General features: G+C 70.1%; 16 protein-coding genes and 1 tRNA gene. 13 read left to right on the top strand and 4 right to left on the bottom strand.

Annotation, left to right across the window (positions count from 1 at the left end; genetic code table 11):
* Positions 1-8: 8 nt before the first annotated feature.
* Positions 9-527: a DUF1707 SHOCT-like domain-containing protein gene (locus TR33_RS10595; protein ID WP_014911177.1), complete on the bottom strand. Its 519-nt coding sequence runs from the start codon at positions 525-527 to the stop codon at positions 9-11.
* 173 nt (positions 528-700) lie between these two features.
* On the opposite strand from TR33_RS10595, the gene TR33_RS10590 reads away from it, so the two are divergent.
* The gene (locus TR33_RS10590) at positions 701-2,308 is read left to right on the top strand and encodes a cell division protein PerM (RefSeq protein WP_042282899.1); all 1,608 of its coding nucleotides are present in this window, start codon (positions 701-703) and stop codon (positions 2,306-2,308) included.
* Between the two features lie 69 nt (positions 2,309-2,377).
* On the opposite strand, the gene mfd is transcribed toward TR33_RS10590, so the two are convergent.
* Entirely contained in the window at positions 2,378-5,986 is a 3,609-nt protein-coding gene (gene mfd, locus TR33_RS10585; RefSeq protein ID WP_014909528.1) for a transcription-repair coupling factor, read from the bottom strand.
* A gap of 404 nt (positions 5,987-6,390) precedes the next feature.
* On the opposite strand from mfd, the gene cysC reads away from it, so the two are divergent.
* The 3 genes from cysC to TR33_RS10570 all read left to right on the top strand — a co-directional run bounded on the left by cysC (position 6,391) and on the right by TR33_RS10570 (position 10,260).
* Positions 6,391-7,989 (top strand): adenylyl-sulfate kinase, encoded by a 1,599-nt coding sequence (gene cysC, locus TR33_RS10580; protein ID WP_084570239.1) that lies wholly within the window; start codon positions 6,391-6,393, stop codon positions 7,987-7,989.
* Between the two features lie 10 nt (positions 7,990-7,999).
* Entirely contained in the window at positions 8,000-8,749 is a 750-nt protein-coding gene (locus TR33_RS10575; RefSeq protein ID WP_014910474.1) for a nucleoside triphosphate pyrophosphohydrolase, read from the top strand.
* Positions 8,750-8,889: 140 nt separating this feature from the next.
* A complete protein-coding gene (locus TR33_RS10570; protein ID WP_042282924.1) occupies positions 8,890-10,260 on the top strand; it encodes a short-chain fatty acid transporter in 1,371 nt (456 codons plus the stop codon).
* 24 nt (positions 10,261-10,284) lie between these two features.
* Here the strand turns inward: TR33_RS10570 and TR33_RS10565 are convergent, their stop codons facing one another.
* The gene (locus TR33_RS10565) at positions 10,285-11,691 is read right to left on the bottom strand and encodes an FtsW/RodA/SpoVE family cell cycle protein (RefSeq protein WP_234305817.1); all 1,407 of its coding nucleotides are present in this window, start codon (positions 11,689-11,691) and stop codon (positions 10,285-10,287) included.
* A 213-nt stretch (positions 11,692-11,904) separates the two neighbouring features.
* Here TR33_RS10565 and TR33_RS10560 point away from each other — a divergent pair, with 213 nt between their 5' ends.
* The 7 genes from TR33_RS10560 to TR33_RS10530 all read left to right on the top strand — a co-directional run bounded on the left by TR33_RS10560 (position 11,905) and on the right by TR33_RS10530 (position 17,808).
* A complete protein-coding gene (locus tag TR33_RS10560) occupies positions 11,905-12,219 on the top strand; it encodes a hypothetical protein (protein ID WP_357801237.1) in 315 nt (104 codons plus the stop codon).
* A 102-nt stretch (positions 12,220-12,321) separates the two neighbouring features.
* Positions 12,322-13,605 (top strand): phosphopyruvate hydratase, encoded by a 1,284-nt coding sequence (gene eno / locus TR33_RS10555; RefSeq protein WP_014909559.1) that lies wholly within the window; start codon positions 12,322-12,324, stop codon positions 13,603-13,605.
* Positions 13,606-13,758: 153 nt separating this feature from the next.
* Positions 13,759-14,133 carry an FtsB family cell division protein gene (locus tag TR33_RS10550; protein ID WP_014909423.1) on the top strand — a complete coding sequence of 125 codons (375 nt, stop codon included), beginning with the start codon at positions 13,759-13,761 and terminating at the stop codon, positions 14,131-14,133.
* A gap of 87 nt (positions 14,134-14,220) precedes the next feature.
* Positions 14,221-14,805 carry a DUF501 domain-containing protein gene (locus tag TR33_RS10545; RefSeq protein ID WP_017535860.1) on the top strand — a complete coding sequence of 195 codons (585 nt, stop codon included), beginning with the start codon at positions 14,221-14,223 and terminating at the stop codon, positions 14,803-14,805.
* Entirely contained in the window at positions 14,802-15,806 is a 1,005-nt protein-coding gene (locus TR33_RS10540) for a Ppx/GppA phosphatase family protein (RefSeq protein ID WP_014911637.1), read from the top strand. Before TR33_RS10545 ends, TR33_RS10540 begins: the two co-directional genes overlap by 4 nt.
* A gap of 372 nt (positions 15,807-16,178) precedes the next feature.
* Complete coding sequence (locus TR33_RS10535; RefSeq protein ID WP_014909010.1) at positions 16,179-17,555, top strand: NAD(P)/FAD-dependent oxidoreductase; 1,377 nt, start codon at positions 16,179-16,181, stop codon at positions 17,553-17,555.
* 179 nt (positions 17,556-17,734) lie between these two features.
* A tRNA-Leu gene (locus tag TR33_RS10530) sits at positions 17,735-17,808 on the top strand.
* 219 nt (positions 17,809-18,027) lie between these two features.
* Here the strand turns inward: TR33_RS10530 and TR33_RS10525 are convergent.
* Positions 18,028-19,809, bottom strand: a complete 1,782-nt coding sequence (locus TR33_RS10525; protein WP_014912592.1) for a PucR family transcriptional regulator — start codon at positions 19,807-19,809, stop codon at positions 18,028-18,030.
* Between the two features lie 221 nt (positions 19,810-20,030).
* On the opposite strand from TR33_RS10525, the gene pruA reads away from it, so the two are divergent.
* Both pruA and TR33_RS10515 read left to right on the top strand, forming a co-directional pair.
* Entirely contained in the window at positions 20,031-21,656 is a 1,626-nt protein-coding gene (gene pruA / locus TR33_RS10520; RefSeq protein WP_017535858.1) for an L-glutamate gamma-semialdehyde dehydrogenase, read from the top strand.
* A gap of 192 nt (positions 21,657-21,848) precedes the next feature.
* Positions 21,849-22,775, top strand: a complete 927-nt coding sequence (locus TR33_RS10515; protein ID WP_042282897.1) for a proline dehydrogenase family protein — start codon at positions 21,849-21,851, stop codon at positions 22,773-22,775.
* Positions 22,776-22,810: the final 35 nt, after the last annotated feature.

Raw genomic sequence — 22,810 nt, 5'->3', positions numbered from 1 at the left:
TACCGGGGTCAGCCTTCGTCGATCTCCCGGGGGCCGCCCCGTTTCCCGTGACGGCGGTTGTAGGCGATCTGGCCGACGAGGGGGCCGATCACGATCAGGCAGAAGACGCCCAGGAAGACCGCGATGGAGGTGATGTCCCCGCCGATGAAGGTGGGGACGCCCCACACCAGGAGCAGGAACCCTCCCCACCCCATGAGCGCGCCGACGTTCCTTCCGGGGTTCTTGCGGTCGACCTCGTCGTGGTCGTCGTCCCGTTCGGCAGGGGGCGCGGGGCTCTTCGAAGGCACGGGGGCGTTCTCCGCGGTGGGGCCGTCGACCATGGAGGCGGGCCACAGGGCTCGAGGCAGGTCGTCGAAGAGCGGACGCAGGTCGGTGTCGGTGATCGCGTGCAGGGCGGTCTCGGAGCGGCGTTCGTGCTCGTCCAGATCCAGCCGTCCCTCTTGAAGAGCCGTGCGCAGATGAAGCAGGGCCTCGTCGCGTTCGGCGTCGGAGAGGCGGTAACCGCGGCCGGGTGTCGGCTCTGTCATGGGGTTCCTTCGCGGGGGCAGGGGTCGTACGTCCTGGGACGTATCTTCTTCGTTCCCGGTTCCGCGGCTCCGACGCGGGTACGACACGCGCGGCGGGGATACCACGGAGCATTCCGGTCCCTGGCAGCATAAGTCGGGTGAGTACGCCAGGAACTCCCCCTGACCGAGGCCGAGTGTCGAAGACGGGCACCGCCGCCGACACGGCCGAGCCCCGCCCGATCTATTCCACGGGTGGGATAGCCGCCGCCTCCGCCGCCGGTATCGGCGTGGCGGTGATCGTCACGTTCACCATGGTCGGTTGGGTGGCCGCACCCCATGACACCTTCGGTGAGGACATCGCCGATCTGCTGCGCGGGGCCGTCCTGGCCTGGCTGGTGGGCCACCATGTCTCCTTCGCCATCCCCGAAGGGCAGATCAGTCTGCTGCCCATGGGGCTGGTGTTGTTGCCCGGGCTGCTGTTGTACCGGTTCGGGCGTTGGCTGGCCCGTAACTGCGAGATCGGGCGGCTGCGGCACGTGTACCGGGCCGCGCTGGCCATCGCCGGCCCCTACGCGGCCATCGCGGGCACGCTCGCCCTGCTCGCGCGCACCGATGTGGTCGAGCCGAGCATGCCGCGCGCCCTGCTGATGGGTTTCGTGATCGCGTTCATCTCCGGGGGAGCGGGGGTGCTCCGTCAACTCATGCGGGACAAGGGGGTCGCGGCGGGTGATCTGCTCGCCCTGATGCCGGACCGTACGCGTTCGCTCATGGTGGGGATGCTGGTGTCGGCGGGCACGCTGCTGGCCGGCGGGGTGGTGCTGTTCCTGGCGGCGTTGGCGTTCTCCCTGCCGGACGCGATCGCCATCACCCGCTCGTTGGCCCCCGGTGTGGTCGGCGGCGCGCTGCTGTTGATCGTCCAGTTGGCCTACCTGCCGAACGCGGTGATCTTCGCGGTCTGCTACTCGCTCGGTCCGGGGTTCGCGCTGGGCGCGGAGACGGTGGTGGCGCCGACCGGGGTGTCGGTGGGCGCCCTGCCGGCCCTGCCGTTGCTGGCGGCGGTGCCCGCCAACGGGGCGGCGCCGGTGTTGTCGTTGGCGGCGTTGGCGGTGCCGTTCCTGGCCGGGACCATCGGTGGCGTGCTGACCCAGCGCAGCGCTCCGGACGTGGTGAGCGAGGCGGCCCCGTTGTGGGGGTTCGTGTGCGGGGTGACCACGGGCATCCTGTACGCGGCCCTGGCGGGGGTGGCGGGGGGTTCCCTCGGCGCCCAGAGGATGACCGAGGTGGGCCCGTCCGCCTGGCAGGTGGGGCTGGTGGCCGCCCTGGAGGTGGGCGTGGCCGCGGCCGTCGCGGCGTGGGTCGCCAACTGGTGGTACACGCGGGAACCGCGCCGTGGGGGCGAGGCCGTCCCCCGGAACGAGGTCTCCGTTCCGGAGAAGGCCTCCGACCGGGCTCCCGTGGCGGTGGAGCTGCCGCCGGACGTTCCGGTGGGCAAGGGCCTGGCCACGGTCACCCCGCTCCGGGCCCGTGAGGACGATGAGCCCGGGGAGGGGGCGGAACCGGAGGAGGCCGGTATCGCCGAGCGCCGTGCCGAACTGCGGCGCCGTCGGAAGGCGCGCAGACACGATCGTTCCCTGGAGCGGCGTGCCCGTAAGGAGGCCCGCAGGGAGCTGCGCTCTCGGCGTCGGGAGGACAAGGGCGGTCGGTGGCGTCGTGGCGCTTCGGACGAGCCCTCCGAGGAGGAGATGTACGGCATCACCTACGAGGCCGCTCCGGAGGACGTGGACCCCGCCCCCCGGTCCTGAGAGGGGCCTGCGCAGGTACGACGAAGGGCACGGCCCGGTGGCCGTGCCCTTCGTGTTCCGTCGGTCCGCCTACTCGGCCGGCGGCCGGGGACGGCGCTTCTCGGGCTCGAAGATGGCGTTCACCAGGTCGGTGCACCACTTGAGCAGTTCCAGGTCGCGCAGCGGCCTGCCACCGATCCCGCCGGCCTTGGGGACCGGGACCAGGAGGGTCCTGGTGCTCTCCTTGTAGATCGACTTGGGATACATCCGGCGCAGACGCAGTTCCTGGGATTCACGCAGCTCCACGGGGGAGAAGCGGATCTGGTTGCCCTGCATGACCACGTCGGCCAGGCCCGCCGAGCGGGCCAGGACCCGGAATCGGGCCACCGCCATCAGGTTGTCCACCGGCTGGGGCGGGGCGCCGTAGCGGTCGGTGAGCTCCTCGTAGGCGGAGAGGATGTCCTCCTCTCCGGTCACGCTCGCGATGCGCTTGTACGACTGGAGACGGAGCCGTTCACCCGGTACGTAGTCGTGCGGGATGTGCGCGTTGATGGGCAGTTCGACCTTGGTCTCGATCTCCTCGGCGGCCTCCGGGTCGCCCTTGAGCTCGGCCACGGCCTCACCGACCATGCGCACGTACAGGTCGAAGCCGACCCCGGCGATGGTCCCGGACTGCTCGGCGCCCAGGATGTTGCCGGCGCCGCGGATCTCCAGGTCCTTCATGGCCACGTACATGCCCGCGCCGGTCTCGGTGTGCTGGGCCACCGTGGCGAGCCGCTCGTAGGCGGTCTCGGTGAGCGGTTTCTCCGGCGGGTAGAGGAAGTAGGCGTAGGCGCGTTCGCGGCCGCGTCCGACCCGGCCCCGGAGCTGGTGCAGCTGGGAGAGGCCGTAGGTGTCGGCGCGGTCGATGATGAGGGTGTTGGCGTTGGGCACGTCCAGGCCGGACTCGACGATGGTCGTGGAGACCAGGACGTCGAAGTTCTTCTCCCAGAAGTCCACCATCACCTTTTCGAGCTGTTGCTCGTTCATCTGGCCGTGCGCGTAGGCCACGCGGGCCTCGGGGACCAGGCGTTTGATGGAGGCGGCCACCTTGTCGATGGAGGCCACCCGGTTGTGCACGAAGAAAACCTGGCCCTCGCGCATCAGTTCGCGTCGGATCGCCGCGGTGATCTGCTTGTCCTCGTAGGGGCCCACGAAGGTCAGCACCGGGTGGCGTTCCTCCGGCGGCGTGAGGATGGTGGTCATCTCGCGGATGCCGGTCAGGCCCATCTCCAGGGTGCGGGGGATGGGGGTGGCCGACATGGCGAGCACGTCCACCTGGGTGCGCAGCCGCTTCAGCGCCTCCTTGTGCTCCACGCCGAAGCGCTGCTCCTCGTCGATGATGACCAGGCCCAGGTCCTTGAAGCGGGTCTCCTGGGAGAGCAGACGGTGGGTGCCGATGACCACGTCGACCTCACCGGTGCGCAGCCCCTCGCGGGTGACCTCGACCTCGCCGTCGGTCTGGAACCGCGACATCGGCTTGATGGTGACGGGGAAGGAGGCGTACCGCTCGGTGAACGTCGACAGGTGCTGTTGGACCAGCAGGGTGGTGGGCACCAGCACGGCGACCTGTTTGCCGTCCTGGACCGCCTTGAAGGCGGCGCGAACGGCCACCTCGGTCTTGCCGTAGCCGACGTCGCCGCAGATCAGCCGGTCCATCGGAACGGACCTGCCCATGTCCTTCTTGACCTCGTCGATGGCGGCCAGCTGGTCGGGCGTCTCCACGTAGGGGAAGGCGTCCTCCAGCTCGCGCTGCCAGGGCGTGTCCGGGCCGAAGGCGTGTCCCGGGGAGGCCTGGCGGGCCGAGTACAGGCGGATGAGGTCGCCGGCGATCTCGCGGACGACCTTGCGGGCCCTGCTCTTGGCCTTGCTCCACTCGGCGCCGCCCATCTTGGACAGGGTGGGCGCCTCGCCGCCCACGTACCGGGTGACCTCGCCGAGCTGTTCGGTGGGGACGAAGAGGCGGTCTCCGGGCTGGCCCCGCTTGGAGGGCGCGTACTCGATGAGCAGGTACTCGCGGGTGGCGCCCTGGATCTGGCGGCTGACCATCTCCAGGTAGCGGCCCACACCGTGCTGTTCGTGCACGACGTAGTCGCCGGGCTTGAGCTGGAGCGGGTCGACGGTGCCCCTGCGGCGGCTGGGCATGCGGCGCATGTCCCGGGTGGAGGAGCGCTGCCCCACCAGGTCGGTCTCGGTGAGCACCACCGTGTGTACCGAGCGCAGGAGGAAGCCGTGGTCGACCAGGCCGGTGGTGACGGTGGCGACGGCCTCCTTCGGGGGCCGGTCCAGGTCGTCGGTCCGGCTCGCGCCCAGGCCGGCGTCGCGCAGCATCGAGACGAGACGTTCGGCAGGGCCGTGGCCCTGGGTGACCAGCACGACGCTCCAGTTGTCGTGCAGCCAGCCCTTGATGTCGGCGAGGGCGCGTTCGGTGTCGCCGCGGTAGGAGTCGGCGGGCACGGCGCCCACGACCACCGCGTCGTCCTCCTCGGCGGTCCCGGTGTCCTCGTCGCCCGCGCTGAACGGGGTCAGACCCCACCAGGGCAGGTCGAGGTCGGAGGCGATCGAGCGCAGTTCGGCGATGGACATGTACGCCGATTCGCCGAGGTCGATGGGGGCCTCGCCGCCCGAGGCGGCGTTGATCCAGGAGGCGTCCAGGAACTCGGCGCTGGTGGCCTCCAGTTCCAGGGCGCGGGTGCGGATGCGTTCGGGGTCGCAGCCCACCACCATCGCGTTCTTCGCCAGGTAGGTGAGGAACGGTTCCATGCGGTCGGCGAGGACGGGGGCGAACGCCTCCATGCCCTCGACGGTCACGCCGTCGGCGATCTTGAGGAGGACCTCGGCCAGGGAGGGGTGCTCCTCGGCCAGGGCGCGGGCGCGGTCGCGGACGGTGTCGGTGAGCAGCAGCTCACGGCAGGGCGGAGCGAACAGTCCGGAGGCGGCGCCGCCGCGCGGGTCGTGGTTCTCCCCCTCGGGGCTGATGGAGCGCTGGTCGGCGACCTGGAAGTAGCGGATGTCCTCGACGGTGTCGCCCCAGAACTCCAGCCGCAGCGGGTGTTCCTCGGTGGGCGGGAAGACGTCCAGGATGCCGCCGCGGACGGCCATGTCCCCGCGCTTCTCGACCAGGTCCACGCGGGCGTATCCGGTGCCGGTGAGGGAGTCGACGACCTCTTCGAGCGACACCTCGTCCCCGGGACGGATCCGCACGGGTTCGAGGTCGCCGAGCCCGGCCACCAGCGGTTGGAGGACGCTGCGGACCGGGGCGACGACCACGCGCAGCGGTGTGGTGAGCGGGTCCGAGGGGTCGGGGTGGGCCAGGCGGCGCAGGACCGCCAGCCGGCGCCCGACGGTGTCCGACCGAGGGGAGAGGCGCTCGTGCGGCAGGGTCTCCCAGGCGGGGAAGAGCGCGACCGAGTCCGCGGGCAGCAGCGAGCCCAGCGCGTCGGTCAGGTCGGCGGCCTCACGTTCGGTGGCGGTGACGGCGAGGACCGGTCGAGCGGCGCCCACGGGCGCGTCGGCCGCCAGCGCGCCCACCATGAAGGGGCGCAGTGCCGCCGGGGCGACGAGGTCGAGATGGGGATCGCGGCCGCCCCGGGCGGTCTCGATCGCGCTGTGCAGGGCCGGGTCCCGGGAGACGTCGGCGAGAAGTCCAGTAAGGCTCATAGCACCAGAGAGTGAAGTGGTCCGGTTCAGGCGTCGCGTCCTGCGGTACGTGCGGTGGCGGTGGTGGAGACGATCACGGCCGCGGGTCCCCTCGGTGACCCGTCCAGGCACGGGTGGGCCGCACGTGAGCTGGGCGGCCGCGCGTCGGATGGGTGTGTACCACCCGGTCTCCTTTCAGCTTATCCAGTCCGGAGGCGGCGTGGGGGACGGGTGCGCGGGGTCGTCGTCGACCGTTTCGGGTCGTTCCTCCCGCACCGGTTTCGGTGGGGACGACGACGGGGCACGATGACCAGAACCCACTATGAGCTGCCACTATTTCCGATTTCGGTGACTCGGCTCCTGGGCGGAGGTTCGGACGGGATTACTCTGGGGGCGATCCGGGACCATCCAGAGGGAGGGCGTACGTGGTGAGTGTGCACAGGCAGGCGGGCGGATCGGACCGGGAGCCCGGTCGTCGGACCGCCCCGGTGTTCGCTCCGGGGCCCGACGGTCTCGCCCACCTGGAACTCGTTCTCAACGGGGCCTATCCGTTCCCCGGTTTCATGGGGCGCGAGGACGCCGAATCGATCGAGGTCCGGGGCCGTCTTCTCGACGGTCGTCCCTGGCCGGTTCCGGTCACGTTGGAGGTGCCGGAGGGGCTCGCGGGAGAGGATCGGTTGATCCTCACCGACCCGGAGGGCGCTCCGCTGGCGGAACTGGCGGTGGGCGAGCACTGGAAGGGTTCGGAGGGAGGCGAGGCCGCCCCGGTGGTCCACCGGTTGGCCGGTGACGTCACCATGTCGCGTCCGGCGATGTACGGGGCGCTGCGGGAACTGCGCGTCACCCCGGCCGAGGTGCGGGCTCAGCGCGAGCTCGATCCGACCGCCCACCAGCCGTTGTTGGCGGTGGTGACCGATCGTCCGCTGCACCATCGGGCCCTGCACCAGATCCGGGCCGAGGCCGACGCGCTGGGGCGTGACGGCGGTCGGGCCGAGGTGCTCGTGATCATCGACGCCCCCTTGGAGGACGAGGGCGCGGCGTCGGCGGTGCTGGCGGCAGAACCCCTGTTGCCCCCTCGGAGCGTGTTCGTGGTGGCCACCCTGCCCCGGTCGGGCAGGCGCGGGTCGGTTCCCTTCGGTGGTGAGTGGACCGAGCGCGACGCCGCTCTGGCCGCTCATGTGGCCGCCTCCTACGGCGCCACCCACATGCTGCTGGAGGCCGGTGGGCGCGGACCCGAGGTCGAGCGGGTGATGGCGCTGCGTCCGCCTTTGACGGTCCTGGACCCCGAACCGTGGCGGTACGACTCGGGTGAGGAACTGTGGAAGCCGTTCACCAGCGTCGATCCGGGGCGGGCACGACGTGAGCCCTCCGACGACGAGGTGGAGAACGAGTTGGCGCACGGCCGGGGGCTCCCCTCCTGGTTCACCCCGGCCCGGGTCGGGGCGGAGCTGGCCCGTCTGCGGCCGGCCCGGACCGAGCGCGGTCTCACCCTGCTGTTCACCGGGCTGTCCGGCTCGGGCAAGTCGACCATCGCCCGCGGCGTGTGCGACGGGATCCGGCGGGCGGGACGTCCGGTCACCCTCCTGGACGGTGACGTGGTGCGTCGCATGCTGTCCAAGGGGCTGACCTTCTCCCGTGAGGACCGTGAGCTCAACATCCGACGGATCGGCTACGTGGCCTCGGAGATCAACCGGCACGGTGGGGTGGCGGTGTGCGCGCCGATCGCCCCGTACGAGGCGGGGCGGGCCGAGGTGCGTGCCATGGTGGAGGAGTTCGGGGACTTCTTCCTGGTGCACGTGGCCACGCCGTTGGAGGTGTGCGAGGCTCGTGACCGCAAGGGCCTGTACGCCGAGGCCCGGGCCGGTAGGATCCCCGACTTCACCGGGATCTCCGGCCCCTACGAGGAACCGGTCGACGCCGACCTGGTGGTCGACACGGTGGACGCCGATCCGGCCGAGTCGGTGGCCGCGGTGATGGCGGCGCTGCGCGAGGGCGGTTGGCTCCCGGACCCGACCAGTACGTGAGTGAGGATCGATGACGGACGATGTCCGGCCCGCGGGCCATCGGGTGCTGCGCCTGGTGGAGGTGATGGAGACGCTGCGGCGGGAGTGCCCGTGGGACTCCTCCCAGACCCACGAGTCCTTGGCGAAGTATCTGATCCAGGAGTCCTACGAGACCCTGGAGACCATCGAGGAGGGCGATCACGCCCTGCTGCGCGAGGAGTTGGGCGACGTCCTGCTCCAGGTGGTCTTCCACGCGGCGATCGGTGCGGAGCGGCCCGAGGGGGATCCGGCGCGGTTCACCGTGGATGATGTCGCCGACGCCATCATCGACAAGATGACCCGACGTCACCCGCACGTGTTCGGCGGGGCGGAGGTGTCGGGCAGTGACGAGGTGCGGTCGAACTGGGAGGCCATCAAGGCGGCCGAGCGGGCGGAGAAGGCCCGTGCCGCCGGTGGTTCGGGGGAGTCCTCGGTGCTGGACGGGGTGCCCTTCGCCCAGCCCGCGGTGCTGTTGGCCTACGAGCTCCAAAAACGCGCGGTGCGCAACGGGTTCCCCGCCGATCTGGTGGGCGACGACGGCGCCGAGGGCGGTGAGTTGTTCGCCGCGGTGGCGACCGAGCGGGGCCGGGGGCGGGACGCCGAGACCGATCTGCGCGCGGCGGCGCGCAGGTTCGACGGTCGGGTCAGGGCGGCGGAGGAGGCCGCGCGCGCCGATGGTCGAGAGCCCCGTGAGCTGAGCGCCGAGGAGTGGCGTACCTACTGGTCGAAAACCGACAGGTAACCTCAAAAACCCTCAAATCGCGCTGATCAGTATTGACGCTGAAGTATGACGTGGAACACAGTGCTCCCGACCTCGGGTTCCTCCGTTCCGGCGCCCTCCGTCCTCGTGCCGGCCCCGAGGTCCACGCAGAGGGGAGCACCATGCGTCGTTTCGGTAACGCCCTCGCGGCGTTCAGCACCCGTTGGGTGCCGGACGCCTTCGTCTTCGCGGTCATCCTGTCCGGCCTGGTCTTCGGGATGGCGCTGTTCCTGACCGACCGGACCCCGGTCGAACTGGTCGGGGACTGGTACGGCGGGTTCTGGAACCTGCTCGAGTTCGGCATGCAGATGACCCTCGTGCTGGTCACCGGCTACGCCCTGGCCTCCTCGCCACCGGCCCGAAGGGCCATCGTCCGGGTGGCGGGGCTGGCCAGGGGGCCGATGTCCGCCGTGGGCGTCACCGCCCTGGGGGCCGCCCTGCTCGGCATCGTCCACTGGGGTCTGGGCCTCATCGCCGGCGCCCTGCTGGCCGTGGAGGTGGCCCGCTCCTGCAAGGACCGCGGGATCAAGGTGCACTTCCCGCTGCTGGTGGCCGGCGGCTACCTCGGACTGATGGTCTGGCACAGCGGCCTGTCCGGGTCGGCGCCACTGCTGGTGAACACCCCAGGACACTTCCTGGAGGGCCAGATCGGTCTGGTCCCGCTCAGCGAGACCATCTTCCAACCGTTCAACCTGGTCTTCCTCGTGGTCGTCATCGTCGGGGCGCCGCTGCTGCTGATGAGCATGCACCCCAAGGCGGGAGAGGTCGAGGAGATCGACGACGCCCGCGACGAGCCCGACGCCGAGGGCGACCGGGGCTCCGGTGTCTTGGGCCCGAGCCCCACCCGGACCGAGATCCGTGCCCTCTCCCCGGCCCAGCGCCTCATGCACAGCCGGATCCTGGTCTACGCGGTGGTCGCGGTCGGCCTGGTCCACCTCGTCCCCGCCCTGGTCACCGACGGTGTCGTGGGCATGGACATCAACCTGCTCAACTTCACGTTCCTCATGGCCGGTCTGGGGCTGCACGGCACCCTGGCGAGCTACTCGACGGCCGCCGCCGAGGGCGCCAAGACCGCCGCGGCGGTGATCGTCCAGTTCCCGTTCTACGCCGGGATCATGGGCATCATGGACAGCTCCGGGCTGCTGGAGATCATCACCCAGTGGTTCATCTCCTTCTCCACCCCGTTCACCTATCCCTTCTGGGCCCTGATGAGCGCCGCCCTGGTCAACTTCGCGGTCCCCTCCGGCGGCGGCCAGTGGGCGGTCCAGGGACCCGTCGTCATCGGGGCCACCGAGTCCCTGGGGATCGCACCCGGCGTGGGTGTGATGGCGGTGGGCATGGGCGACCAGCTCACCAACGGCATCCAGCCCTTCTGGGCGCTGCCGCTGCTGGCCCTGGCCAGGCTCAGGGCGGGCCAGGTGCTCGGATACACGGCCGTGGTGATGATCTTCGCCATCGTCGTGGCCTCCCTGTGCATCACCTTCCTCACCTGACGCACTCGTGGCGGGAGGCGCGACCTACCGCGCCCCGCCGGGAACGTCGCGCACGTCGATCACCTCGGTCGCCGGGTCGCCCGGGGCCAGGCCCGCGCTGAACGACTCCTGCGGACGGCGGGCGGTCTCGCTGATGGTCAACAACAGGCCGACGATGAGCCAGTTGGCCATCAGCGCGGACCCGCCCGCCGACATGAACGGTGTGGTCATGCCCGTCAGCGGGATGATCAGGGTGGCGCCGCCCAACACGATGAACACGTCGAACGCGGTGATGAACCCATAGCCCAACGCCGTCAACTTGAGGAAGACGTCCCGGCTCCCCAGAGCGATCCGGAACGCCCGCTGGGCGAACAGGAACAGCAGCGCCAACACCGCGATCAGCCCCGTCGCCCCGAGTTTCTCGCCCACCGAGACCAGGATCAGGTCGCTATCGGAGGCGAAGATCTCCTGGGCGTGTCCGGCGTGGAAGCCGGTGCCCAGCAGTCCGCCGTAGGCCAGGGCGATCATCCCCTCCACCACCTGGAAACTGCCGCCGGGCGCGTCGTAGACCTCCGGCTCGAAGGCGTGCATCCAGATCTCCACCCGGTTGCGCACGTGCCCGAACAGCAGATAGGCCACGTAGGCGCCGGCGGAGAAGGCCACCAACCCGATCAGCACCCAGGACTTGCGGGCCGTGGCCGCGTACAGGACCGCCAGGAACGTGCCGAACAGCAGCAGCGAGGTGCCCAGGTCCTTGGTGCCCACCAGCAGCAGGATCGCCAGACCCCAGCCCACCCCCATCGGGGCCAGGTCCCGGGCGCGCGGGGCGCTGAACACCTTCACCCCGCCGATCCGGAACGTGCGGGTGACCAGGGCCAGGACCTCACGCCGCCGCCCCAGGTAGGAGGCGAGGAAGATGACGAGCAGCACCTTGGCGAACTCCGAGGGCTGCACCGTGAACGGGCCCAGAGCGATCCACCGCCGCGCGCCGAGCACCTCGTGTCCCAGGGGCGAGAGCGGGAGCAGGAGCAGGATCAGCGCGGCCAGGGCGATCAGGTAGGTGTACAGGGTCAACCGGCGGGGCCGGCGTACGAACAGGATCGTGAGCGCGCACAGCGTCATCCCCGCCAGGGTCCACATGAGCTGTCGGTCGGCCTCGGTGTGCGCCGGTTCCGAGCCCCGTGACATCTGCAACGCCCAGATGATCGTGATGCCGAGCCCGCTCAACGCGGTGGCGACGGGGAGCAGGATCGGGTCGGCGTAGGGCGCGGTGAAGCGCAACAGCACGTGCAGGACCAGGGATCCCACACCGATGACCACCAGGTAGGTGACCACCGCCGGGTCGATACCGCCGGTGATCGCCAGGGAGGCGGACCCCAGGGCCGCGGCGGTGGCGCCGAGCGAGGCGAGGAGCAGGGCCAGTTCGGCCCCGCGTTGGGGGACCGGGCGCATCGCCCCGTCCACGGCTTCGCTTCGAGGATCGGCCACTTTCGTCCCCACCGTTCGCGCGAGGTTCCCTGACGGCTCCGCGGGAGGATCGGGGCCCGAGATTCGCACTATAAACGGGCGATACGTCGGATCGAGGTAAGTGGCCGGTTCCGGGCGGTTCGCATTCCGGAACCGGGCGGAGAGGGCGGTCAGTGCCCCTCATCGCTCCCTTCGGCCATGTCCGCGGGCGGGCGCGCCTACTTCGACCTCTGTGTGCGCCACAGCACTCTCATGGTCACTCTCCTCCACGACCTCGCGGGGTTGAGCGAGAGCGGACTGGTGGAGGAGGTGGTCGCCTGGCGGCGACGGCTCGACGTCGCCCTGGTCGGGGAGGACGCGCCGATCCCCGCGCGCATGGGGGCCGTGGCCGCCTTGGGAGGCATCCAGGACATCGCCGTCCTGATGCCGGCGGAGGAGGCGACACTCCATCGCGGGCGGGCCGTGGAGATCGCCCTGGCCGCTCTGAGAGTCGGCATGTCCGATATGGACTAGACCAATCCGGGTGGGTGGGCTCCACCGATCGGAGCGCGGGTCGCTAGTCTCGTGTCCGGGTCCGGAGAGAGTGGACCCAGACACCGAAGAGACGGAGAGATCGTGGCGTCCATCGAGTCAGTACAGGCGCGGGAGATCCTTGACTCCCGGGGCAACCCGACAGTCGAGGTCGAGGTCCTGCTCGACGACGGGACCATCACCCGGGCCGGTGTCCCCAGCGGCGCCTCCACGGGCAAGTTCGAGGCGGTCGAGCTGCGCGACGGCGGTGACCGTTACGGCGGCAAGGGAGTGACCAAGGCCGTCACCGCGGTCAACGACGAGATCGCCGACGAGCTGCTCGGCCACACCCCGGACGAGCAGCGCATCATCGACCGGGCGCTCATCGACCTGGACGGTACCCCGGACAAGTCCCGGATCGGCGCCAACGCCATCCTCGGCGCCTCCCTGGCCGTGGCCAAGGCCGCCGCCGAGGAGGCCGGCCTGCCCCTGTTCCGCTACATCGGCGGCCCCAACGCGCACGTGCTGCCCGTGCCGATGATGAACATCCTCAACGGTGGCGCGCACGCCGACAGCAACGTCGACATCCAGGAGTTCATGGTCGCTCCGATCGGGGCCCCGACCTTCTCCGAGGCCCTGCGCTGGGGCACCGAGGTCTACCACTCCCTGAAGTCGGTCCTGAAGGCCCACGGCCTGGGCACCGGCGTCGGTGACGAGGGCGGCTTCGCCCCCGACCTGGAGAGCAACCGCGCCGCCCTGGACCTGATCGTCGAGGCGATCGAGAAGGCCGGCTACAAGGTCGGCGAGGACATCGCCCTGGCCCTGGACGTGGCCGCCACGGAGTTGTACTCCGACGGCGTGTACACCTTCGAGGGCAAGACCCGCACCGCCGAGGAGATGAGCGCCTACTACGCGGAGCTCGTCGACGCCTACCCGCTGGTCTCCATCGAGGACCCCCTCGACGAGGAGGACTGGGACGGCTGGAAGACCCTCACCGACCAGATCGGCGACAAGGTCCAGCTGGTCGGGGACGACCTGTTCGTCACCAACCCCGAGCGTCTCCAGCGCGGCATCCTCTCCGGCACCGCCAACTCGCTCCTGGTGAAGGTCAACCAGATCGGCACCCTGACCGAGACGCTGGACGCGGTCTCCCTCGCCCAGCGCAGCGGCTACACGGCGATGATCAGCCACCGTTCCGGCGAGACCGAGGACACCACCATCGCCGACATCGCGGTCGCCACCAACGCCGGCCAGATCAAGACCGGTGCCCCGGCGCGCAGTGAGCGGGTCGCCAAGTACAACCAGTTGCTGCGCATCGAGGAGGAACTCGACGACGCCGCCGTGTACGCGGGCGTGTCGGCCTTCCCGAGGTTCGCCAAGCGCGGCTAGTCTGCCCCAGTGTCCCGCGAAACCAAGCAGCCGCCCACAAAGTCCCGGAAGTCGACCAAAGCCGACAAGTCCCGGCAGGGCGCTGCCTCGAAAGCGGGGTCCAAGGCGACCAAGAAGGACACGAGCGCGGGCCGCACCCCTCGGGTGCGGCCCATGCTCACCAGCCGGGCGGCGATCCTCGCCCTCGTGATCTGCGTGATCGCGTTGAGCCTGGCCTATCCGCTGCGCGAGTACATCATGCAGCGCGCGCAGATCTCCCAGTTGAGGGAGGAGCGCACGCGTATGGAGGACAACGTCGCCGAGTTGCGCGAGCGCGAGGAGGCGCTCAAGGACGAGGCCTACGTCGAACGCGAGGCCCGCGCCCGCCTCCACTTCCAATACCCGGACGAGACCGCCTACATCGTCATCCGTCCCGGTGCCGAGGACGAGGAGGAGATCGACCCCTCCGAGCCCAAGGACCCCTGGTTCACCGAGCTGTGGCGCTCGGTGGAGGAGGCCGACCGTCCCGACCCCGACGAGGGGCTCTGAGCGGCCCGGAGACGCCCTTCACGGCCCTCCGGGTGTGACGTACGGGGCGACCTTCCCGCCGCCGATTACACCTATGCTGGTGGGGTCATGACTTCCGCAGATCAGCCCGTTCCGGGGCACACCGACGGCGGTCCCGCTTCCGCAGAGGACCTCGCCGCGATCGAACTCCAGTTGGGCCGAACCCCGCGCGGGGTCCGTGCCGTCGCGCACCGCTGCCCCTGCGGTCTCCCCGATGTGGTGAAGACCGCCCCCCGCCTGGAAGACGGCACCCCCTTCCCGACGTTGTACTACTTGACCTGCCCGCGCGCCGCCTCGGCGATCGGGCGGCTGGAGAACGACGGCCGGATGCGCCTGATGCAGGAGCGTCTGGCCGAGGAGCCCGAACTTCGGGCGGCCTACACCGAGGCGCACGAGTCCTACCTGGCCGAGCGGGCCGAGCAGGCCCGACGTGACGGCGTGGAGCCGCTCCCCGAGGGCATGCAGAGCACCGGGGGGATGCCCACCCGGGTCAAGTGTCTGCACGCGCTGGTCGGCCACGAACTGGCCGCCCCGGGGACCAACCCCTTCGGCGCGGAGGCGTTGAGGGAGCTTCCCGACTGGTGGGACAAGGGTCCGTGCGTGTGCGTGGACGAGAACGCCTCCGAGGGCGATGAAGGGACGGACCGGTCATGAGCGGTGTCGCGGCGATCGACTGCGGAACCAACTCGATCAGGTTGCTGATCGCCGACGTCGTGGCCTTGGACGGTGACGAGGTCCAGGTGGTCGACGCCGACCGGCGCATGGAGATCGTGCGTCTGGGCGAGGGCGTGGACGAGACCGGCGAGTTCTCCGCCGAGGCGCTGGAGCGCACCTTCGAGGCGCTGCGCGGCTACGCGGAGGCCATCGAGGCCTACGGGATCCCGTTGGGGCCGGACACCGTGCGCATGGTCGCCACCAGCGCCACCCGGGACGCCCGCAACCGTCAGGTGTTCGTGGACGGGGTCCGCGAGATCATCGGTGTGGAGCCCGAGGTCGTCACCGGCCTGGACGAGGCCGAACTGTCCTTCGTGGGCGCCACGGCGGAGCTGGACGCCGCGGCGGCGGAGGGAGAGGCCGACCAGGACTTCTCCCCGCCCTTCCTGGTGGTCGACATCGGCGGCGGCTCCACGGAGTTCGTGCTGGGCGGTGCGTCCGAGGACGACGACCTGGTCGAGGCCTCCCTGTCGGTCGACGTGGGCTGTGTGCGCATGAGCGAGCGGCACCTGCGCTCGGATCCGCCGAGCGCCGAGCAGATCGCCGCCGCCACCGCCGACATCGACGCCGCGCTGGACGAGGTCGAGAAGGTCGTTCCGCTGCGCGAGGCCGGTTCGGTCGTGTGCGTGGCCGGTACCGCGACCACGGTCGCCGGGATCGCTCTCGACCTGCCCGAGTACGACTCGGAGCGGATCCACCACACGCGGGTCTCCGTCTCCGACCTGAACCGCATCACCGATGGGCTGCTGCGCTCCACGCACGCCGAGCGCGCGGAGATCGGAGTGATGCACCCCGGCCGGGTCGACGTCATCGGGGCGGGCGCCCTGGTGCTGTCCCGTGTGCTGGAGCGCACGGGCGCCGACCACTTCACCGCGAGTGAGCACGACATCCTGGACGGTGTCGCCTGGAGCCTCATCGCGGTGGGGGAGGGTCGGGAGTAAAACCGAATCCACGACCGCGTAACCTCCTCGAAAGGGCATTCCGGACATTCCGGTAGGGACTTTCGGGGAGCTCGCACCTGGGCCCACGGGTGAGAAGGGTCACCCGAAGGGCACTTGTGAATGCGTTCACAACCCATCTGACCTGCAATGATATCCATCGTCCGAGTTGAGAGATGGTGCGAAGGCAGAGGGATGTGAACCTTCTCTGTGGGGAGGTGCTTGTGAAAGAATGCACAAGCAGCTTCCAACAGGTCAGGAAACACGGCCTGAAGGCGGACCCGGCGACGTACGACGGGCCGAACGAAGACCGTGACACTCTTCTCGGCCCTTGGGACAAGGCGCCACAGAATGAACCGTTAGGGCGGATATGCGATGACCGAGAGCAGGAACTACCGGCTGGTACACGGCGGCGGGGACGAGGCGGAGATCCCGCACATCCTCATCGTCGGCGGCGGTTACCTCGGGATGTACACCGCGAGGCGGCTGGAGAAGAAGCTCGGGGCCGGTGAAGCCCGCATCACCGTCATCGACCCCAACTCCTACATGACCTACCAGCCCTTCCTGCCGGAGACCGCCGGAGGCAACATCTCCCCGCGCAACGTGGTCGTCCCGCTGCGCAAGGTCTTCGACCGGGTGCGCGTGCTCGGCGGACGTGTCGTCCGTATCGACCACGCCGACAACACGGTCCGCTACGAGCCCAACGTCGGCGAGCCGCAGACCCTCCACTACGACTACCTCGTGATGGCCGCCGGCGCGGTCTCGCGCACCCTGCCCATCCCCGGCCTGGCCGAGTGGGGTATCGGGATCAAGACCGTCGAAGAGGCGGCCTACCTGCGCAACCACGTCCTCAACCAGCTCACCATCGCCGACTCCACCGACGACAAGGACATCCGCGCCAAGGCGCTGAACTTCGTCTTCGTCGGCGGCGGGTTCGCCGGAGCCGAGGCCATCGCCGAACTCGAGGACCTGGTCCGCGACGCCGTCCGCCTCTACCCCTCGATCGACCAGAGCGAGGTCAAGTTCTACCTCATCGAGGCGGCCGACAAGATCCTTCCCGAGGTCGGCCCGGAGGTCGGCGGCAAGGCCCTCAACCAGCTCCGCCGCCGTGACATCGACGTGCGCCTCAAGACCTTCCTCGAGTCCGCCGTCGACCAGCACATCAAGCTCAGCGACGGCACCGAGTTCGACGCCGGCACCCTGGTCTGGACCGCGGGCGTCAAGCCCAGCCCGGTCGTCTCCGCCAGCGACCTGCCGCTCGGCCCCAAGGGTCACGTCGACACCAGCGAATACCTCACGGTCAACGGCACCGACAACGTCTTCGCCGGCGGCGACAACGCCCAGGTGCCCGACGGCAACGGCGGCTACTACCCGCCCAACGCGCAGAACGCCGTCCGCCAGGCCCCGGTCCTGGCCGACAACATCATCGCCACCCTGCGCGGCAACGACCTGACCGCCTACAAGCACAAGAACCTGGGCGCCGTCGCCGGCCTCGGCCTGCACAAGGGCGCCGCTCAGCTCTTCGGCAAGATCAAGCTCAACGGCCGTCTCGCCTGGTACGCGCACCGCTCCTACCACCTGCTCGCGGTCCCGACCTTCAACCGCAAGCTGCGGGTCCTCTCGGACTGGACGCTCGCCCTCTTCCTGCGCCGCGACTTCGCCGCGCTCCCGGAGATGTCCGAGCCCCGCCAGGCCTTCGAAGAGGCCAGCCGCCCGCAGGTCGAGGACGGACACCTGCGTCGCGTGAGCTGACCGGGGAAAAGCGTCGCCCCGCACGGTGAGAGAACGCGGTGACGCCCACTCACCGCACCATCGACGGACGCGATCGAACGCGAAACGACCGGTTTCCTTCGGGAAGCCGGTCGTTTCGTGTCCCCATCCGGCCAAGCCGAACCAAAGTGGGCAATCGGCCCGCCCGGTATGATGGGCACGCCCTCGTAGCCCAATGGTAGAGGCAGGCCCCCTAAAAGGGTCACAAGTGTCGGTTCGAGTCCGACCGGGGGTACTTTGTGTTGCTCTGCGTTTCCGCTGGCGCTTCGGCGCGTGTTCGGGCGCCAGGGGAGGGAGCGTTCTTCATCCTCGTTCCACGCCTGGCTCGTTCCTCGCGGGCGGCTCGACTCGTCTTGCAGAACACTCCCGGCGCCCGAACGGGCCACCCCCCGTGGCCGGTGTAGGAGACCGCGTGCACCGACCCCCCGTGGCGAGGTAGGAGACCGCGTGCCGGTCACACCCCATGGGACTGCTGCTCCATCAGGAGTTGGAGCTGGGTGAACAGGCGCTCCCCCGGATCGGACAGGTCGATCCCGCTGACCGCGATCGCCCGGCGCACCCGGTAGCGCAGCGTGTTGGGGTGGATGTGCAGCCGCTCCGCCGCCGCGCGAGCGTCCCCGAAGGCCTCCAGATAGGCCAGCAGAGAGTGCACCAGGTCGGCGCCGCCGCCCCGGTCGTGCTCGATCAGCCGGCTCACCCTCGGATCACGTAGCGACGGATCGGTGCGCAGATGGGCGAGGGTCTCGCTGATCAGGACACGGGAGCGCACATCCGAGATGGTCGCCACCTCCCAGTCGGTGCCCCGGTCCAGGTCGCGGCCCATCGCGTCCAACACCCGGTCGGCCTCGGCCCGGGACTCGGGCACGTCGCCCAGCCGTTCCACCGGAGAACCCACCGCCGCCCGTACGTGCAACCCCAGCGCGGATCTGGCCGCCGTCACCGTCTTGCGGGTCAGGGCCAGCACCGAGTGCTCCACGGAACGCGGAGCCTCCCTGCTCGGCCCCCGGGGCAGGTCGGGAAGCAGAACGTACACCCGACCGCTCAACTCGGTGACCAGGGAACTACGCCGGTAGGCGGCGGTGTGCACCGACACCAGGTCGATCAGCTGGCGACGGCGCAGCTCCCGTTCGGGACGGTCCGGACGCTCCTCGATCGGCCCTCCCTCGGGGTCCTCGCCCCCGCCCGAACCGTGCCGGAGGGAGAAGGCCACCACCAGTGCGGCCCGGTCGGTGTGCACCTCCACGGTGTCGGCCAGAGCGGCGGCGTCGATCCGGCCCTCCAACAGGCTGGACAGCAGATCCTCGCGCAGTCTCAGGCCCGCGTTGGTCTGGTTGCGCTGCCGGATCATCTGCAACGCCGTGGTGCGGGCGGCGCCCAGCAGGGCCTCCTCCGCGTGCTCGGACAGGGGGCGTTCGCCCTCCTGCACCCAGATCGAGCCCAAGGGGCGGCGTCCCGCGTGGATGCCCACGGCCAGTCGGCGACGGATGCCCAGCTCGGGGTGTTCGTCGATCCGTACGACCTCCTCGCCCGCGCGCAGCTTCGCGAACACCCCCCACTCGCGGAGCAGCGCCAGATAGGACTCGGGGCCCTGCCGGCCCAGGACCGACAGGCGGCGGAGCTCGTCCACCTCGGCGCCGCTGGAGTAGGCCAGCACCCGGCTGGCGGAGTCCTCGATGCTCACCAGACCGCCGGTGAGCCGGGCGATCGTCTGCGCCATGGAGAACAGATCGCCGCTGGCCTCGCCCAGATCCTCGGACGAGGTCGGTCGGGCGTCGTCCACGATGCTCCGGCACACCGACTGGAGCTGCTCCCATCGCACCTCGGGGCGGACCGCCAGCAGGGCGATCCCGCTCTCCTGCGCCTCGGTGCGCAGAGCGCGCAGTTCGTCGGTGGCGCGCTGGGAACGGCCGCTCCGATGGTCGCTCGGCGGGGGCAGGACCTCCTCCGGCTGGGGGTGGGCGCTGGTCTTGACCGCGACCGCCGTCGCGCCCTGCTCGGCCAGGGTGCGGACGATGCGTCGGGCCTGACCGCCGCGGACCCCGATCAACAGGACCAGGTCGCCCTCCCGGGCCTCGACGCGGTCCTCGGGGTCGAGGATGACGACGTTGTCCACCTGAACATCCAGGCCGGCGGGGGCCGCGGCCACGTCCACGATGGGGTCGCCCAGGGACAGGAGCAGCCGTCGTAGCGGCAGCCCCGTGTCCGTCTCCTCATCCTCTCCTGGATGACCAGGCATGATGTCGTTCCTCAACAGTCGCCTCCGAGGGATGACACTACTGGAGTGGTGAGGGTGGGGTGGAGGATGCGCAGGCCACGTGAGTGCCTCGGTTTGTCCTGGTGAACAAATAAGGCCGGCAAAGAGTGGCCCGGTCCACAACGTGGGGGCTTTCACATTCTGAGACCGTTGAAACAGCCCAACCCTGCTCGTTCAGGGACATTCTTTCCAGGGAGGTGCCCATGGACGCCGTGACCAACGTCCCGCTGCCGGTGAACGAACCCGTTCTCTCTTACGCGCCCGGGAGCGCCGAGCGCGCCGAGCTCGTCGCCAAGCTCGAGGAGCTCGGCCGCGAGAGCATCGACCTGCCGATGCGCATCAACGGCGAGAGCCGTATGGGCGGCGGTGAGCCGATCGACGCCGTTCAGCCGCACAACCACGCGGCCGTCCTGGGCACGATGCGCAACGCCACCCACGAGGACGCCCGCGACGCCATCGCCGCCGCGAAGGCCGCCGCCCCCGCCTGGCGCGCCATGTCCTTCGACGACCGCGCCGCGATCATCCTGCGCGCCGCCGAGCTGCTCTCCGGCCCCTGGCGCGCCACCATCAACGCCGCCACCATGCTCGGCCAGTCCAAGACCGTGCAGCAGGCGGAGATCGACGCGGCCTGTGAGCTGATCGACTTCTGGCGCTTCAACGTCTCCTACGCCCGCGAGCTGATCCAGCAGCAGCCGCTGAGCGTCAAGGGCGTCTGGAACCGCATGGAGCAGCGTCCGCTGGAGGGGTTCGTCTACGCGATCACCCCCTTCAACTTCACCGCCATCGCGGGCAACCTGCCCACCGCCCCGGCCCTGATGGGCAACGTGGTCGTGTGGAAGCCGTCCCCCACGCAGCAGTTCGCCGCCGAGCTGACCATGCGCCTCCTGGAGGAGGCCGGCATGCCCCCGGGCGTCATCAACATGGTCACCGGTGACGGCCTCGCGGTCTCCGACGTCGCCCTCAACGACCCGGACCTGGCCGGTGTCCACTTCACCGGTTCCACCAAGACCTTCCAGCACCTGTGGAAGAGCGTCGGCGAGAACATCTCCAACTACCGCTCCTACCCGCGCATCGTGGGCGAGACCGGTGGCAAGGACTTCATCGTCGCCCACTCCTCCGCCGACCCCGAGGTCCTGCGCACCGCCATCGTCCGCGGCGCCTTCGAGTACCAGGGTCAGAAGTGCTCGGCCGCCTCCCGCGTCTTCGTCGCCCGCTCCGTGTGGGAGAAGACCCGTGACGCCCTGGTCGCCGAGACCGAGGCCCTCACCATGGGCGACGTCACCGACCTGTCGAACTTCGTCGGCGCCGTCATCGACCGCCGCTCCTTCGACAAGCTCGCCAAGGTCCTGGAGGACGCCAAGTCCGACCCGACCCTGGAGATCATCGCCGGTGGCACCGCCGACGACTCCGTCGGCTACTTCGTGCGCCCGACCATCATCGAGGGCACCGACCCGGGCAACGACGTCTTCCGCACCGAGTACTTCGGTCCGATCGTCGCCGTCCACGTCTACGAGGACGACCGCTACGACGAGATCCTCAAGGTCGTCGACGAGGGTTCGGCCTACGCCCTGACCGGTGCCGTCCTGGCCACCGACCGCGCCGCCGTGGCCAAGGCGACCGAGGCCCTGCGCTTCACCGCCGGCAACTTCTACATCAACGACCGCCCGACCGGCTCCATCGTCGGTCAGCAGCCCTTCGGCGGCGGTCGCGCCTCCGGTACCAACGACAAGGCGGGTTCGGCCCAGAACCTGTCCCGCTGGTCCAGCCCGCGCGCCATCAAGGAGACGTTCGTCGCGCCGACGGTCTCCTCCTACCCCCACCAGGGGTGACACACGGGACGCGCACTCTTCCCCTTCCCCGGAAGGGGCGCGTCCCCTCGGGCCGGGACACGACCCCCACGTTCGGAGTCGTGTCCCGGCCCCTCCACCCCCCGAGGAACCCAACGCCGCCGTCGGCACACCGACCGGTCGTGCTTCGCCCGCGCCAGCCACCGGCTCGCGCACGTCTTCTTCGAGGTCTCCATGCTTCGCAAGCCCCTGCTGCTCGCGGCCAGGTCCACGACCTGCCGCAAGGTCGTCGAGCGCACTCCCATGACCCGGGCCATGGTCACCAGGTTCGTCGCCGGTGCCACCCAGGAGGAGGCCCTGCCGGCCGTCCGCGACCTGGCCCGTGACCGGTACGTCACCCTGGACTTCCTGGGCGAGGACACCACGGACATGTCCCAGGCCACCGCCACGGTGACCGCCTACCAGGACCTGCTCGCCGCTCTGGGCGAGGCCGGTCTGGGCGACCGTGCCGAGGTCTCCGTCAAGCTCTCCGCCGTCGGTCAGTTCCTGAACCGTGACGGCGAGAAGATCGCCCTGGAGAACGCGCGCGCCATCGCCGAGGCCGCCAAGGCGATCGGCACCACGGTCACTCTCGACATGGAGGACCACACCACCACCGATTCCACGCTGGGCATCCTGCGCGAGCTGCGCGAGGACTTCCCGTTCGTGGGCGCGGTGCTCCAGGCCTACCTGCGCCGTACCGAGGCCGACTGCCGCGACCTGAGCGGCGCCGGTTCCCGGGTCCGGCTGTGCAAGGGCGCCTACGACGAGCCCGAGTCCGTGGCCTTCCGGGACAAGCACGAGGTGGACAAGGCCTACGTGCGCGCGCTGCGTGTCCTCATGGAGGGCGAGGGCTACCCGATGGTGGCCTCGCACGACCCGCGCATGGTCGCCATCGCCGGTGAGCTGGCCGCCGCCAACGGTCGGGGCGCGGACGACTACGAGTACCAGATGCTGTACGGCATCCGGGACAACGAGCAGGTGCGTCTGGCCGCCGAGGGCAAGCGCATGCGCGTCTACGTTCCCTACGGCGACGAGTGGTACGGCTACTACATGCGTCGTCTGGCCGAGCGTCCGGCGAACGTGCTGTTCCTGGCCCGTTCCCTGGTCACCCGCGGCTAGCGGGGGCACGAGCCCCGAGCGCCCGCCGTACCCTC

This window comes from Nocardiopsis alba (assembly GCF_000710955.1).
GTDB classification, from domain to species: domain Bacteria; phylum Actinomycetota; class Actinomycetes; order Streptosporangiales; family Streptosporangiaceae; genus Nocardiopsis; species Nocardiopsis alba.
This window is presented reverse-complemented; position numbering and strand designations above follow the sequence as displayed.